This is a genomic window from Rhizobium sp. SYY.PMSO, from assembly GCF_046840415.1.
GTDB lineage: Bacteria > Pseudomonadota > Alphaproteobacteria > Rhizobiales > Rhizobiaceae > Rhizobium.
This window is the reverse complement of record NZ_CP177349.1, coordinates 839,798-855,175: the sequence shown is the minus strand read 5'-3', so window position 1 is coordinate 855,175 and position 15,378 is coordinate 839,798. Positions and strand designations below refer to the sequence as shown.

The 15,378-nt window shown below is 61.6% G+C and carries 11 protein-coding genes; 5 read left to right on the top strand and 6 right to left on the bottom strand.

From position 1 onward, the window contains the following. Positions 1-190 precede the first annotated feature (190 nt). Positions 191-1,378 carry a hypothetical protein gene (locus ACJJVH_RS04135; RefSeq protein ID WP_113358086.1) on the top strand — a complete coding sequence of 396 codons (1,188 nt, stop codon included), beginning with the start codon at positions 191-193 and terminating at the stop codon, positions 1,376-1,378. 158 nt (positions 1,379-1,536) lie between these two features. Here the strand turns inward: ACJJVH_RS04135 and ACJJVH_RS04130 are convergent, their stop codons facing one another. Beyond that, a complete protein-coding gene (locus ACJJVH_RS04130; protein ID WP_412064791.1) occupies positions 1,537-2,193 on the bottom strand; it encodes a TetR/AcrR family transcriptional regulator in 657 nt (218 codons plus the stop codon). A gap of 66 nt (positions 2,194-2,259) precedes the next feature. On the opposite strand from ACJJVH_RS04130, the gene ACJJVH_RS04125 reads away from it, so the two are divergent. Next, the gene (locus ACJJVH_RS04125) at positions 2,260-3,429 is read left to right on the top strand and encodes a serine hydrolase domain-containing protein (RefSeq protein ID WP_412064790.1); all 1,170 of its coding nucleotides are present in this window, start codon (positions 2,260-2,262) and stop codon (positions 3,427-3,429) included. Between the two features lie 75 nt (positions 3,430-3,504). Here ACJJVH_RS04125 and aspS read toward each other — a convergent pair whose 3' ends face one another. Next, complete coding sequence (gene aspS, locus ACJJVH_RS04120) at positions 3,505-5,295, bottom strand: aspartate--tRNA ligase (protein WP_112797197.1); 1,791 nt, start codon at positions 5,293-5,295, stop codon at positions 3,505-3,507. Between the two features lie 265 nt (positions 5,296-5,560). Between aspS and ACJJVH_RS04115 the strand changes: the two genes are divergently transcribed. The 3 genes from ACJJVH_RS04115 to ACJJVH_RS04105 all read left to right on the top strand — a co-directional run bounded on the left by ACJJVH_RS04115 (position 5,561) and on the right by ACJJVH_RS04105 (position 9,510). Then, positions 5,561-6,952, top strand: a complete 1,392-nt coding sequence (locus ACJJVH_RS04115; protein WP_113358089.1) for a multicopper oxidase family protein — start codon at positions 5,561-5,563, stop codon at positions 6,950-6,952. Positions 6,953-7,120: 168 nt separating this feature from the next. After that, a complete protein-coding gene (rnd, locus tag ACJJVH_RS04110) occupies positions 7,121-8,266 on the top strand; it encodes a ribonuclease D (RefSeq protein ID WP_112797191.1) in 1,146 nt (381 codons plus the stop codon). A gap of 191 nt (positions 8,267-8,457) precedes the next feature. After that, positions 8,458-9,510, top strand: coding sequence for an adenylate/guanylate cyclase domain-containing protein (locus tag ACJJVH_RS04105; protein WP_112797189.1), 1,053 nt, complete (start codon positions 8,458-8,460; stop codon positions 9,508-9,510). 93 nt (positions 9,511-9,603) lie between these two features. Here the strand turns inward: ACJJVH_RS04105 and ppx are convergent, their stop codons facing one another. The 4 genes from ppx to ACJJVH_RS04085 form a co-directional block, all read right to left on the bottom strand. Then, on the bottom strand, positions 9,604-11,124 hold the full coding sequence (gene ppx, locus ACJJVH_RS04100) for an exopolyphosphatase (RefSeq protein WP_112797187.1): 1,521 nt from the start codon (positions 11,122-11,124) through the stop codon (positions 9,604-9,606). Between the two features lie 11 nt (positions 11,125-11,135). Continuing rightward, the gene (locus tag ACJJVH_RS04095; protein ID WP_112797185.1) at positions 11,136-13,337 is read right to left on the bottom strand and encodes an RNA degradosome polyphosphate kinase; all 2,202 of its coding nucleotides are present in this window, start codon (positions 13,335-13,337) and stop codon (positions 11,136-11,138) included. Between the two features lie 75 nt (positions 13,338-13,412). Then, positions 13,413-14,126: a DnaA regulatory inactivator HdaA gene (gene hdaA, locus ACJJVH_RS04090; protein WP_412064789.1), complete on the bottom strand. Its 714-nt coding sequence runs from the start codon at positions 14,124-14,126 to the stop codon at positions 13,413-13,415. Continuing rightward, positions 14,123-15,259 carry an AI-2E family transporter gene (locus ACJJVH_RS04085; RefSeq protein WP_113370232.1) on the bottom strand — a complete coding sequence of 379 codons (1,137 nt, stop codon included), beginning with the start codon at positions 15,257-15,259 and terminating at the stop codon, positions 14,123-14,125. Before ACJJVH_RS04085 ends, hdaA begins: the two co-directional genes overlap by 4 nt. Between the last annotated feature and the right edge of the window lie 119 nt (positions 15,260-15,378).

The following is a 15,378-nucleotide window of genomic DNA, read 5'->3' as shown; positions in this document are numbered from 1 at the left end:
TCAGCGGAAAGCACCTGTGGATGAAGGCGTTTCGACCATCTTAGGCGTAATGCCGACGCATTTTTGCTGCACCAGCTTTCAACGCTCATTCTCATTGGATTTTCACGGAAAGATCAATATAAGTCGGCGCAGTACACGCCCAATCTGTACGCTCCCGCCAATACTACCGGCTCAACGAGGAAACGCCATTATGACTTTCTACCGGACCACGCGGCTGATGCTCTGCAGCGCCGCCATCCTGTCCTTCGCCAGCTCTGCCTTCGCGCTTGATGGCAACGACCTCCTGAAGAAGATCAACGACGTCTATGCTCAGCAAGGTGGTTCGATTGCCGCCGAAGGTATCGATATCGATGGCGACACGGTAACGTTGAAGGGCGCGAGCCTCAAGGCTGCCGGCATGGAAAGCAGCATTCCGCTGGGCGACATCACCATGGACGGCGTCGAGGAAAACGACGGCGGCTACACGATCGAAGAGATCGACTTTGCGGATGTCGACTTCAAGAAGGACGGCGCTACCGTTTCGGCGACCGACCTCAAGCTGAACGGCGTCGAGATCCCGGCCGACGCGACCAAGGGCGATCTTGGCTCGCTGCTCTATTACAAGAGCGCCCATGCCGGCGAAATCTCCGTCAGCAAGGACGGTGCCGAAGTGTTCTCGATCGAGAATGCCGACGCCACGATGAACAAGCGTGACGACAAGTCGGGTCTCGATTTCGACGCCAAGATTGATGGCGTCAAGGCCGATCTCAGCAAGGTCGACGACCCGAAGGCCAAGGAAGCGATCGAGGCGCTCAAGCTGCAGCAGATCGACGGCACCGTCGCCATGAAGGGCAGCTGGGAAATCGGTCCCGGCACGATCGACATCAGCGAATATTCCCTCGATTTCAAGGATATCGGCAAGCTGAACCTGGCCTTCAGCATTTCCGGCTATACCCCTGCCTTCGCAAAGTCGATGCAGGATGCGCTGAAGACGGTCCGCTCCAACCCGAACCAGCAGGAAGCACAGCAGTCGGCCGGCCTCGCCATGCTGGGCCTGCTGCAGCAGCTGACCTTCAACAGCGCCCAGATCCGCTTCGACGACGCATCGATCACCGCGCGCGCACTCGATTTCGCCGGCAAGCAGCAGGGCGTCACCGGCAAGCAGCTTGCCGACACGCTGAAGGCGATGACGCCGATCATGATGGCGCAGCTCAACGTTCCCGAATTGCAGAATGCGGTTTCGACGGCCGTCAGCACCTACCTCGACAATCCGAAGAGCCTGACGGTCACGGCCGCTCCCGGCAAGCCGGTGCCGGTGCCGATGATCATCGGTGCCGCCATGGGCGCTCCACAGTCGATCCCGCAGGTCATCGGCCTCAAGGTTTCCTCGAACGACTAAACGGCCATCTTCAAGCCGCTCCGAAACCCGGCGATCTCGGTCGCCGGGTTTTCTTTGCGAGCAACCGGAGCGGTTCCGCGTTTCACGGAACCGCTCTATCTCTTTGTTTTCACGCAATTCCGGACGGAAAACCGCTACGCGGTTTTCCTGGCATTGTTCTAAGCCTCTTGCCGCAACTGATATTTCTTCAGCTCGCTGATCGCATGAGCCATAAGTGCAAGCAGTTCCTCCGTCGTAGCGCCGTCACGCGCCTGAACGGACATGCCCTGCACGATCGCGCCCAGAAAACGCGCTAGCGAGCGCGCATCGGCATCCGGCCGCATATCGCCCTCGGCAATGCCCCGTTCGATCCGGGCGGCAAAAACCCCTAGCGTCTGCAGGCGCATGGATGCGACGTGATGCGCGATCGGCTCGTTTTCCTCGGCACAGTTCAGCACCGCCGTCGATATCATGCAGCCTTTCGGATGCTCCGGCGCGGTGAAGACCCTGGCGGAATTCCCTAGAAAGCGCTCGAAGGCCGTCACCGTATCCAGTTCGTCCTGAAACGGATTGCCGGGCTCCGGTCTCGGCATGCGCCGATACTGCTCTAGCGTCTCGCGATAGAGCTCCGCCTTCGAACCGAAGGCCGCATAGAGGCTTTGCGGGGTAATTCCCATCGCCGCCGTCAGATCGGCGATGGAGGAGCCGTCATAGCCATGCTTCCAGAAGGTGTCCCGCGCGGCGGCGAGAACTGTCTCGCGATCGAACGCCGGCGGGCGCCCACGCTTGCGCGGCGACGAATTTTCTGTCTTCTGCATATTTTTCACAATGGTCACTCTAGAATTATTTCCTGATCTGGTTTATTCAGGAACGGTCATTGTGATTATAGAAGGTTTTGCCCCATGAGTCTTCCCCTGGAAAATTCCGCGCGCCCCAGCGACGGTGCCCTTGCCGATGGCATCGATGCCGCGATTGACTCCGCCCTGGCGGATAAAAGACTGGTCGGGACGGTCGTCCTGATCGCAAGGGACGGAAAGCTGGCCTATCGCCGCGCCGCCGGTCTGGCAGACCGGGAAAACGACGTGGCGATGCGAGAGGACGCGATCTTCCGGCTTGCTTCCATCACCAAGCCGATCGTCACCATCGCCGCCATGCGGCTTGTCGAACAGGGCCGCATCGGGCTCGACGACCCCATTACCAACTGGCTTCCGGATTTCCGCCCGCGGCTGCCGGATGGAGGCGAGGCCATTATCCGCATCCACCACCTTCTCACGCACACGGCGGGGTTGGTTTATACCTTCGCCGAGGCGCCCGATGGCCCCTATCATCGCGCCGGCGTTTCCGACGGCCTCGATACGCCCGGCCGGTCGATTGCCGATAACCTTGAGCGTATCGCCGGCGCTCCCCTCGTCTTTGCGCCCGGCGAAGGCTGGCAATATTCGCTGGCGATGGACGTGATCGGCGCCATCATCGAGAAAGAGACTGGCGGCGATCTCGGCAGCGCCGTTGCGGATCTGGTGATGAAACCGCTCGGCCTTTCCGATACCGCCTTCGTCGTTCGCGACCGCAGCCGTCTGGCCGCCGCCTATGTGAACGGCGCAACAGAGCCGCAGCGCATGGGAGACGAGGCGCTTGTCCCGATCCTCGACGGCACGATCCGCTTCGCGCCCGACAGGATATTCGACCCAGCCTCCTATCACTCGGGCGGCGCGGGCATGGCGGGCCCGGCAAGCGACATCCTCGCCATTCTGGAAACGGTGCGCAAGGGCGGCGCGCCGCTGCTGTCTACCGATACCGTGAAGACGATGATGACCGATCAGGCTGGCGGCCACATGCAGGCGCAGCAGGCCGGCTTCGGTTTCGGCTATGGCTGGTCCGTCGTTCTCGATCCCGCGGCCGCGCAAGCCCCCTTCTCCAAAGGCACGATCAAATGGGGCGGCGTCTACGGCCACAGCTGGTTCGTCGACCCTGAGAAAGGACTGAGCGTCGTGGCGCTCACCAACACCGCACTCGAAGGCATGTGGGGCCAGTTCACCATCGACCTTCGCGACGCGATTTATGCGGCGATCTGACGAACATCGGACTGCAAACAAAAACCCGGCGATTTCAGTCGCCGGGTTTTGTATTTCTTCAGGCCTGCAAGAGCCTCAGTCCTTCTTGACCGGCGGCACCGGGCGGATCGCCAGTTCGCGCAGCTGCGTCGGCGTTGCGGCCGAAGGAGCGCCCATCAGCAGATCCTGTGCCTGCTGGTTCATCGGGAACAGCGAGATCTCGCGCAGGTTCTTGGCGCCGACGAGCAGCATGACGATACGGTCGATACCGAAGGCAGCGCCGCCGTGCGGCGGTGCACCGTACTGGAAGGCACGGTAGAGCCCGCCGAAGCGCTCTTCGACGTCGGTCTGGCTGAGGCCGACCTTTTCGAACGCGGCGACCATGGTCTCCGGCGACTGGTTACGGATCGAGCCCGAAGCGATTTCGAAGCCGTTGCAGACGGCGTCGTACTGGAACGCCTTGATCGTCAGCGGGTCCTGGTTCTGCAGCGCCTCAAGGCCGCCCTGCGGCATCGAGAACGGGTTATGGGCGAAATCGACCTTCTTTTCTTCCTCGCTCCATTCGAAGAACGGGAAATCGACGATCCAGCACAGCTCGAAGCGATCGCGATCGACCAAATTCAGCTCTTCGCCGGCCCTGGTGCGGGCTTCGCCGGCAAACTTGTAGAACTTGGCGGGATCGCCGGCGACGAAGAAGCAAGCGTCGCCGTCATCGAGGCCGAGCTGGGTGCGGATCGCATCCGTGCGCTCTTCGCCGATGTTCTTGGCAAGCGGGCCTGCGCCTTCGAGCTTTTCGCCTTCCTTGCGCCAGAAGATGTAGCCGAGGCCGGGCTGGCCCTGGCTCTGCGCCCATGCATTCATGCGATCGCAGAAGGCGCGCGAGCCGCCGGTCTTGGCCGGGATGGCCCAGACCTCGACCTTCGGGTTGGAGGCGATCATGTTGGCGAAGACCTTGAAGCCGGAGCCGGCAAAATGCTCGGTGACGGCTTCCATGACGATCGGGTTACGCAGGTCCGGCTTGTCGGAACCATACTTGCGGATGGCGACGTCATAGGGGATGCGCGGCCATTCCTTGGTGACAGGCTTGCCTTCGGCGAATTCCTCGAACACCTGGGTCATCAGCGGCCCCATCGTGTTCCAGACGTCTTCCTGCGTCACGAAGCTCATTTCGAGGTCGAGCTGGTAAAACTCGCCCGGCAGGCGGTCGGCACGCGGGTCTTCATCACGGAAGCAGGGCGCGATCTGGAAATAGCGGTCGAAGCCGGCGACCATCAAGAGCTGCTTGTACTGCTGCGGCGCCTGCGGCAACGCGTAGAAGGTGCCGGGATGAATGCGGCTCGGCACGAGGAAGTCGCGCGCGCCTTCCGGCGACGAGGCCGTCAGGATCGGGGTCGTGTATTCGGTAAAGCCGACGTCGCCCATGTGGCGGCGCATCGAGGAAATGACCTGCGTGCGCTTGACGATGTTTCTGTGCAGCGTTTCGCGGCGCAGATCGAGGAAGCGATACTTCAGGCGAACGTCTTCCGGATAATCCGGCTCGCCGAAGACAGGCAGCGGCAGCTCCTTGGCGGCGGAGAGCACTTCGATCTCCTGCGCGTATAGCTCGATCTCGCCGGTCGGCATGTTCTTGTTGACGGTATCGTCCGTACGGGCCTTCACCAGACCGTCGATACGGATGACCCATTCGCCGCGAACGGTTTCGGCAAGCTTGAAGGCCGGAGAATCGGGGTCGGCGACGACCTGGGTGATGCCGTAGTGATCGCGCAGGTCGATGAACAGCACGCCGCCATGATCTCGGACGCGATGAACCCAGCCGGAGATGCGGACGGTCGAACCGACGTCGGACTTGCGCAGGGCGGCGCATGTGTGGCTGCGATAGCGATGCATAGTATATATCCTGGACTTGGCGGGCGGCGGCGAAAGGACATGCAAGCCCCTCGCCTGCCGACGAGAAAATCGGGCGGAAAAGCGCACGGTGCGCCCGATTTGTCAAGGCTCGAACGCTGGAAGTCGACCTAAAGCTGTCTCCTCCCCCATCCATATCGACATCCGCAAGTAGCCGCTGCGGCAGTTTGGCTACCTCAATGCTATTGCTGAACACCATGGTCAACTTTAAACAGTCATCGATAAATCCTCGCTCCCGGAGCCTGACATGCCGATCCTTACCCGCCGCAATCTTCTGAAAGCCTCAGCCGTTGCCGGCGCCTATGGCGCGGGCCTCGGAATCGCGGGAAGGTTCACGGGCAAGGCGGCGGCGGCCGAGCCGCGGGTACTGAAAACGGCCAGGATCGAAGCCAGTCTCACGGATGGCGGCAAGACCAGGGACGTGCTGACCTATGGGGAAGCCGGCATGCCGCCGGTGGTGCGCATGAAAAAGGGCGAAGCCTTCGCAGCCCGGCTCGTCAACGGCATAGACGATCCGACGACGATCCACTGGCACGGCATCCGCCTTCCGAACGATATGGACGGCGTGCCTTTCCTGACCCAGCCCTATGTCTATACCGGCGACCATTTCGACTATGCCTTCACGCCGCCCGATGCCGGCACGTTCTGGTATCATCCGCATTGCAATACGCTGGAGCAGATGGGCCACGGCATGACCGGCGTCATCGTGGTCGAAAACCCCAAGGATCCGGCATTCGATTCGGAAGTGGTCCTCAATCTGCGCGACTGGCGGCTCGGCGGCGACGGACAGTTCATCGCCCAGTTTCGCCCGCGCGATGCCGCCAAGTCCGGCACATACGGCACGGTGCGAACCGCCAACTGGCAGCAGCAGCCGCAATATGACGCCCCTTCCGGCGGCCTCGTGCGCCTGCGCATCGCGATTACCGACGTCACCCGCATCTATTCCTTCCGGATGGACGGAGCCGAGGCGACGGTGATTGCCATCGACGGCAATCCCGTGCCGCAGCGCTTTCCGCTCGATCTCCTGCAGCTGGGGCCGGGGCAGCGGCTGGAGCTGGCCGTGCGCATGCCCGACAGCGAGGGCGCGGTCGTCAAGCTCGAGGATATCAAGGGCACCGATCCGAAGGTGCTGGCGACCCTTCGTTCGGTCGGCAGTTCGCTGAAGCGCGATGTCCGCGATCTGGCGCCGCTGGAAGACAATCCCGTCCGGAAGGCGGACCTGGGCTCGGCAACGCATATCCCGCTGATTCTGAGCGCCACGGCGGAAAATACGGCCGATAACAGCATCTGCGGCTCGCTCGGCTACAGCTTCTGGGCGATCAACAAGGTTCCGTGGCCGGGCGATACGCCCGATCCGACTGCGCCGCTTGCCGAACTGAAGCTCGGCAAGAGCTATGTCATCGATATGGAAAACGTCACCCCGCACAGCCATCCGATTCATCTGCACGGCATGAGCTTCACGGTCCTCTCCTCCTCGACGCGGCAGGTGCAGCCATTCGTGTCCGACACCTATCTGATCCAGCCGGACGAAAAGGTGCAGCTTGGCTTCGTTGCCGACAATGCCGGCGACTGGCTGCTGCATTGCCATATCATCGAGCATCAGAAGACCGGCATGACCAGCTACGTGCGCGTGACATAGCCGGCCGCAGGCCGTTTCGACCCCGGTTGGCGTCGCCGAAGTATCCCGGTTCCTGCCGATTTCAGCCAAAAACGAAGCATGACAAAGGCTTTGTCCGCGAAAGTATTGACATATCCGGCTGAAAGGAGAAGGAAGTTAAAAAACTATTTTACCGATGAATGTGTTGAGATGATCGAAACTACCGCCCAATTGGAGGCGGCCTGCCGTGAGCTGGCCAAGTCGGAATTCATTACCATCGATACGGAATTCCTGCGAGAAACGACCTTCTGGCCGGAACTGTGTTTGATACAGATGGCAAGCCCCACGACCGAAGTGCTGGTGGATCCGCTGGCAAAAGGGCTGGATCTGGCTCCCTTCTTCGAGCTGATGGCCAATCCGTCGGTGCTGAAGGTGTTTCATGCCGCACGCCAGGATATCGAAATCATCTTCCATCGCGGCAACCTCATTCCGCATCCGATCTTCGATACGCAGGTCGCGGCGATGGTCTGCGGCTTCGGCGATTCGGTTTCGTACGACCAGCTCGTCAGCCGCATCAAGAGCGTTCATATCGACAAGTCCTCCCGTTTCACCGACTGGAGCCGGCGTCCGCTCTCGGAAAAGCAGCTGGACTATGCGCTTGCCGACGTGACCCATCTGCGCGACGTCTATCTTTCGCTCAGCGAGCAGCTGGAGCGTGAAGGACGCGCCTCCTGGCTGCGGGAAGAGATGGCGATTCTCGAAGCGCGCGAAACCTACGATCTTCACCCCGACGATGCCTGGCAGCGGCTGAAGATGCGGCTGCGCAAGCCGCAGGAGCTGGCGGTGCTGAAATACGTGGCCGCGTGGCGCGAACGCGAGGCGCGTGCGCGCAACGTTCCGCGTTCGCGCGTGCTCAAGGACGATGCGATCTATGAAATCGCCCAGCAGCAGCCGAAGGACAGCGAAGCGCTCGCCCGCCTGCGGACCATCCCGAAGGGCTGGGAGCGCTCCGCCGCCGGTACGGCGGTGATCGAGGCGATCAATGCGGCTCTGGCATTGCCGAAGTCGGACATGCCGCATCCGCCACGCCACCAGCAGGCTCCAGAGGGCACGGCTGCGGCCTCCGAACTGCTGAAAGTTCTGCTGAAGCTCATCGCCGAAAAACATGGCGTCGCGCCGAAAGTGATCGCCAACAGCGACGATCTGGACAAGATCGCCGCAGAGGGCGAGAAGGCCGATGTGGCGGCATTGACCGGCTGGCGGCGCGACCTCTTCGGCGAAACGGCCCTGCAGCTGATCCAGGGCCAGGTCGCCCTGCGCTTCGCCGGCAAGCGGATCGAGACGGTCACTCTCTAGCCGCGACATTCTCCTTTCCCGGCGCTTCACGATTGCGTATGATTCGCCGGATCGGGAGGCCGGCTGCCATCACGATTGCGCCGCAAATCTCGTGGAATGAACGTCTTGTGTAGTCGTTATATTCGATGACGTTCCGGCTTCCGGCGCAATCCCGCGTCGGCGACAGGCGTCGGCTCTCGGCGGAAAAGTGAATGGGCATCTTCCATTCGATACGCAACTGGACCTTGACGTCGCTGCTTCTCGCTTCGACCGGCGTCGTCTACGGCAAGATGTTCTTCCCGCAATCGCCGATGTATATCGGCGCAATCTTCGCCCTGTTCTGCGGCTTGCCGTTGCTGGCTTTCGAGCGCCGCATGTTCCTGCCGCGGCTGAACGTCTGGATGCATCGCCTGCCGACGCCGGCCTTCATCCTCTCGGCCCTCGTCGTCGACTTTCTCCTGATGAGCGTCGGCTATGCCATAGCCGGCAGCATCCTGAAGCTGCTGGGGCTTGTGCAGGCTTCCTGGGAAGACCTGACGCTGTTGAAGGTCGATGTCTATATCTATGCCGTGGTGGTGACGGCCATCATCATTTTCATCAGCCGCGTGCGGGAACTGCTCGGCCGCGATGTGTTCCTCAGCCTTCTGACCGGCAGATATCGCAACCCGGTCCAGGAAGAACGCGTGTTTCTGTTCGTGGACCTCGTCGGTTCCACTGCCTTTGCCGAGGAGCACGGCGACCTCAAGACACAGGAATTTCTCGGTGCGGTGTTCGGCGCCATGGCAGAGCCGGTGCGACGGCACAGGGGCGCGATCGACGACTATATCGGCGATGCCGCCATCATCACCTGGCCGCTTCGCCGCGGCATCACGAATGCCAATTGCGTGCGCTGCGTCTTCACCATCCTGGATGACATCGAGGCAAATGCCGAGACCTGGTTGAAATCCTATGGCAGGGTGCCACGGCTGCGGGCCGCTCTGCATGGCGGTCGCATCGTCACGGCCGAAATCGGCGTCGACCATCACAAGATCGCCTATTTCGGCGACACGGTGAACACGACTGCAAGGCTTGAATCGCTCTGCAAGACGCTGGAGCGTCAAGTGCTGATTTCGAGCGACCTAGCCAGGCGGATCGAGCTTCCCGAAGCGATCATCAAGGAGGAGCTCGGCGACCATGCCGTTCGCGGTCGCGACCAGCCCCTCGGCGTCATCGCCCTCCACACGCAGGATCGGCAGGCGCTAAAGCCGGCCCGGAGCAGATTGTAAGCAATCATAGAGTTTCGGCTGCATTGCGATATCGACACGCGCCGAAGCTTCGCATCTATGGGATGCTCACAACGCGAAGTCAGAAAACAGCCCTTATTCGAAGCGGAAAGCCAGCCGGCGGTTCGTGAGCTTGCCGAGCTGTTGCAGGCGTCCGTCCAGCCTCTCGCCCGCGAAATCGCGATACTCGGCGGGAACGACGAATTCGAGGTCCAAATCCGGGCTCGTCGAGCGACGGAACGACAGATTGCGGACGATACCGGGCATCGACGCCGAAAACAGATAGACGACGCGCAGCAGGCCGCCGAGAAGCTTGGCGCGCTCGACGAATTGCGGGGTGGCGATCGTCGATAGCGGCCCCGTCGCCCCGTCGTCGCTCAAGCCCTCGAAGCGGAAATAATTCGCAAGCGCAATGAAGGCGCGGCCGGCATGGCTGATACCGACAAAAGACGTGTGGGCAATGATGTTCAGCGCCTGCAGGCCGCGATAATCCGGATGCGCGCGCCAGCTGATGTCGGCAAGCAGGCAGGCAGCCTGACGATAGCGGCTCTCCTCCTCCGTCTCGTTGATACCGAAGAACGGCATCATGCGGCCTGTCCATTCGGCAAGCTCACGGGCATGCTCCGGAGAACGGGCGCGCAGGATGGCAAGCTCGCCGGCTGCGACCAGCAGCGGATCGCTGTTGCGCTCGGCTTCCGTCAGCAACGAATAGAGATAGCCCTCGCGCACGCCTTGCGCGGAAAAGGAGATGATCGACGGCTTCATGGCCGACAGCACCTCGCGCATGGCAACCGCGCCGAACGGCAGCAGCAAACGGCGATGCTTGGAAACCGCCTGCAACGCGGGATCCTTCGAATCCTTCGATTCGACGATCTGATCCAGGAAGCGCAGCATCTCGTCGAGAGGCACTTCATAGCCCTGCATCATGTGCAGCGGATATTTGCGGGTTTCCATATGCAGTTTGGCGATGTTTCGCCATGTGCCGCCGACCGCGTAGAAGGTCCGGCCTTCGCCCTTGCTCAGGAGCTTGGCCGTCTTGACGTGCTTGCGCGCGAAGCCGCGCGCCTTCTCGATGGAGCCGCCGGAATATTCGGACAGACGCAGGCCGCCGAGCGGCAATGTGATACCCTTGCCGAACTCGCGATCCCTGATGTCGATCAGCTCCAGCGAGCCGCCGCCGAGATCGCCGGCGATGCCATCCGGATGGAAAAAGCCGCTGATGATGCCGAGCGCGGAAAAGCGCGCCTCCTCTTCGCCCGAAAGCACGCGCACCTTGCGCTGAAGGATGGCCTCGGCCTGGTGAATGAACTGCGGCCCGTTGCTGGCTTCGCGCGCTGCGGCCGTCGCCAGAACGTAGATCGTTGATGCGCGCGCCTGATCGGAAAGCGCCTTGAAGCGATGCAGCGCAGCAAGAGCCCGCGCCACGCTTTCCTCATCCATCTTTCCCGTCAGCGCTATGCCCTTGCCGAGGCCGCACAGCACCTTCTCGTTGAAAAGGATGGTCGGCGACCGCGAATGGCCCTCATAGACGACAAGGCGGACCGAATTCGACCCGATATCGACGACGGAGACAGGGGCAATACCCGGAAGGCGTCCCTGGGCTTCAGATTCAACCATGCAGGTCCAATTTATTTGTTGCGGCCCGACAGCAGCCCAGCGATCAGTTTCGGCGCGCTGGATTTCAAGGCTTCACCCCGGCCAGACAGGCTGGGGTTGGTCATGAAATACTGCTGAGCATTGAACGGCTCCTCTCCCTTGCGCACTTCCATGCGCCTTGAAGTCCCGTCCGGCAATATCTCGTAGCTCTGTTGATTGTCAATGATATTGCCCAGCATGATCTGTGAGAGCACCTGCTCATGCACGGTCTTGTTGGTCAACGGCACAAGGGTTTCGACGCGCCGGTCGAGGTTTCTCGGCATCATGTCGGCCGAGCCGATATAGACCAGCGCCTTGTCCGACGGCAGGCCGTGGCCGTCGCCGAAGCAGAAGATGCGGCTGTGTTCGAGGAAGCGACCAACGATCGACTTCACGCGGATTTTCTCCGACAGGCCGGGGATCTGCGGGCGCAGGCAGCAGATGCCGCGCACGACCAGATCGATCTCGACGCCGGCATTGCTGGCGCGATAGAGCGCATCGATGATTTCCGGGTCGACCAGCGAGTTCATCTTCATCCAGATCGCGCCCGGGCGGCCGTTGCGGGCGTGCTCGATCTCGCCCTCGATATGCTGGAGGATGCGCGGGCGCAGCGTATGCGGCGAAACCGCGATCTTCATGCCGTCTTCAGGCTCGCCGTAACCGGTGATGAAGTTGAAGATGTTCGCCATGTCATGAGCGATCTTCGGATCACAAGTGAAATAGGAGAGGTCCGTATAGATCTTGGCGGTGACGGGATGGTAGTTGCCGGTGCCGAGATGGCAATAGGTGCGCAGCTTGCCATCTTCGCGGCGCACGACCATCGACATCTTCGCATGGGTCTTGAGCTCGATGAAGCCGAAGACGACCTGCACGCCGGCGCGTTCGAGGTCTCGCGCCCAGCGGATGTTCGCCTCTTCGTCGAAGCGGGCCTTGAGTTCCACCAGCGCCGTGACGGACTTGCCCATGTCGGCGGCGTCGATCAGCGCACGAACGATCGGGCTGTCGTTCGAAGTCCGGTAAAGCGTCTGCTTTATCGCCAGAACGTCAGGATCCCTAGCAGCCTGGAGAAGAAACTGGACCACCACGTCGAAGGATTCGTAGGGGTGGTGGACGACCATGTCCTTTTCGCGGATGGCGGCGAAGCAATCGCCGGCATGCTCGCGGACACGCTCAGGAAATCGGGCATTGTAGGGTTCGAAACGAAGGTCGTCGCGCGGCGCCTTGCAGATTTCGGACAGCGTGTTGAGCGCCAGCAGGCCGGGCAGAACCGCGATGCGGTTTTCCGGCACGTTCAGCGACTCCACCACGAACTGGCGAAGCTCCAGCGGCATCTCGGAGTCGGTCTCGATGCGGATCACGGAGCCGCGGCGCCGGCGCTTCAGCGCGGTTTCGAAGAAGCGCACCAGATCCTCGGCCTCTTCCTCGACTTCGATATCGCTGTCGCGGATGAGGCGGAACGTACCGGAACCCTGCACCTCATATCCGGGATAAAGCCGTTGAATGAAGATGTTCACGACATCTTCGAGCGTGATGTAGCGGATGACGTTGCTGGCATCCGGCAGGCGGACGAAACGGTCCAGTGCCGGCGGCAGGCGCAGCAGCGCCGTCATCGGTTCGCGGCCGTTCATGCTCTTCAGTTGCAGCGCGATCGAGAAACCGAGGTTCGGAATGAACGGGAAAGGATGGGCCGGGTCGATGGAGAGCGGCGTCAGCACCGGGAAGATCGCCTGCTCGAACTCCGTATGGAGCCATTGGCGGTCGACCTCGGAAAGGGCGGCCGGGCGGACGATGAGAATGTCTTCCTTGGCAAGATACTGCTGCAGGACGGCGAGCGAGGCCTGCTGCTCCATCTGCAGATTGTCGATTTCGCGCAGGATATCGTCGAGCTGCTCGGCAGGCGTCTTGCCGTCGGGGGTGCGCACCAGGATCTTCTGGCGGACCTGGCCTTCGAGGCCGGCGACGCGCACCATGAAGAATTCATCGAGGTTGGCGGCGGAAATGGAAAGGAAACGCACCCGCTCCAGCAGAGGATGCGCGGTGTTCAGCGTCTCTTCGAGGACGCGGCGATTGAACTGCAGCCAGGAAAATTCACGGTTGACGAAGCGCTCGGGGCTGGTCAGCAGTTCACTGACGGGAGGCGCTGCCTCCGGAGCCTGCTGGCCAGCGTCCTGATGTTCCGTGAGTGCCGAGTCCATGTTCCACCTACCCTCTTTCCGATCCTGTGCCACGTATATCAGTTTGACGACGGAACTGTGACAGTCGATGCCGGCTCACTCCGGCTGAGCGGAATTGCCCAGCTCGTTCAAGACTTCGGCGGCCAGCAGGCGCGTGATCCTTGTGCCTCGCGCGAGCGCCAGCCGATCCAGCCTGTCGACGATCAGCTGCGCCGCGTTCAGGGAACGCTCCATGCGATTGACGATATAAAGGACGAGTTTGTCATCGATATAAAGCTGCCGGTCGGCGAAGAGCTTGACGATCACCTGCGACAGCAATTCCTCGTCCGGCTCGCCGATCTCGACCACTGTCGCCGCCTTCAGGCGGGAGCGTAGGTCGGGCAGCGTGACCGGCCAGGACATCGGCCAGAGCCGGCTCGTCATCAACAGGCTGGTGCCGTTTTCCCGGACGCTGTTGATGACATGGAAGAGTTCGGTATCGTCAAACCCGACGCGATCCACGTCTTCGAAGACGACGGGACCGTGCGACGCCGCGAACGCGGCATCGGAGCCGGCCACGGGATGGATGTGGGCGGCGGCGCACCGCTCGCTCCAGATGCTGGCGAGGTGCGATTTGCCCGAGCCGACGGGGCCTGCCAGGACGACCACCGGGGACGGCCAGTGCGGCCAGGAATCGACGATCCTCACCGCCGCGCTCAACGGATCGGCGACAAGCAGATCGTCACGCCCGTTTGCGGCATCGTGCGTAAAGGCCAAGGGCAGCTGTTCGGCGGCCTTGCGCCTCAGATCAGCGTTCTTTGCGTCGGTCATGTCTGACTATTCTCGGTCTTGCCGGCCTTGGCCCTGCGCGCCCTGCCTGCTTCCGAGCGTCCATGATAAAGTTCGCTCTGAAGGTATCGCGAAAGGGCAAAACGGACAAGGACGCCGCAGGCAGCAGCGGCCGGCACCGCGATCAGCAGCCCGACGAAGCCAAAGAGCGCACCGAACGCAAAGAGCGCGAACATCAGCCAGACCGGGTGCAGGCCGACGCTTTCGCCGACGAGCTTCGGCTGCAGCACGTTGCCTTCCAGAAACTGGCCGGTGAAGAAGACGACGAGCGTCAGGCCGACCCAGAGGTAATCCGGCCAGAACTGAACGAGCGCGACGCCGACGGCCAGGACGAGGCCGACCATCGAACCGACATAGGGAATGAAGCTGATCATGCCGGCAAAAAGGCCGATCAACAGGCCGAAATTCAGGCCGACAAGCGAGAGACCGACGCCGTAGTAGACGCCGAGGATAATGCAGAGCGACCCCTGCCCCCGGATGAAGCCGGCGATCGCCTGATCGATCTCGCGAGCGATCTGGCGAACGGTGGCGACGTGATCGCGCGGAATCCAGTCGTCCACCTTGGCGACCATGCGGTCCCAGTCGAGCAGCATATAGAAGGCGACGACGGGTGTGACGACCATCAGGGAGAGGATATTGACGAGCGCCTTGCCGGAGCTCCAGAGTTGCGCGAACAGACCGCCGACGAAGCTCAACCCTTCGGACATGATGCTGGAGAAATTGTCCTTGATCGCGCCGAGCTGATTGCGGATCCAGTCCGGCAGCACCATCGTCTGCGCCTTGGCGATCAGCTGCTGTATCTGCTGCACGTAGGTTGGAATGTGCTGGATGAAATCGTTGAACTGGTTGACGATGATCGGAATGAAGATCGTCAGCGCCAGCGCGAAGATCAGTATGAAGGAAACGAGGATCACCACCGTCGCCATCAGGCGGCTGAGGCCGATCCGCTCCAGCCGGTCGGCGACCGGATCGAGGAAATAGGCGACCGCCATGCCGGCGATGAACGGTAGAAGGATCGTACTGAAGATATAGAGAAAGGCGACGAACACGACGAGCACGATCACCCAGAACGTGACTTGACGCTTGAGGCTCGCCCCGCTGACCTTCTGCTCCATCACCTTCCCCGTCGTTTCCAGCCCGTTTGCCGCATGCTTAGGACATAGGATGATGCTGCAATTATGGTCAAGCCCGAGGCCGGAAATCCGTGCCTGGCAATGGGAAGCGGGGAAATCGA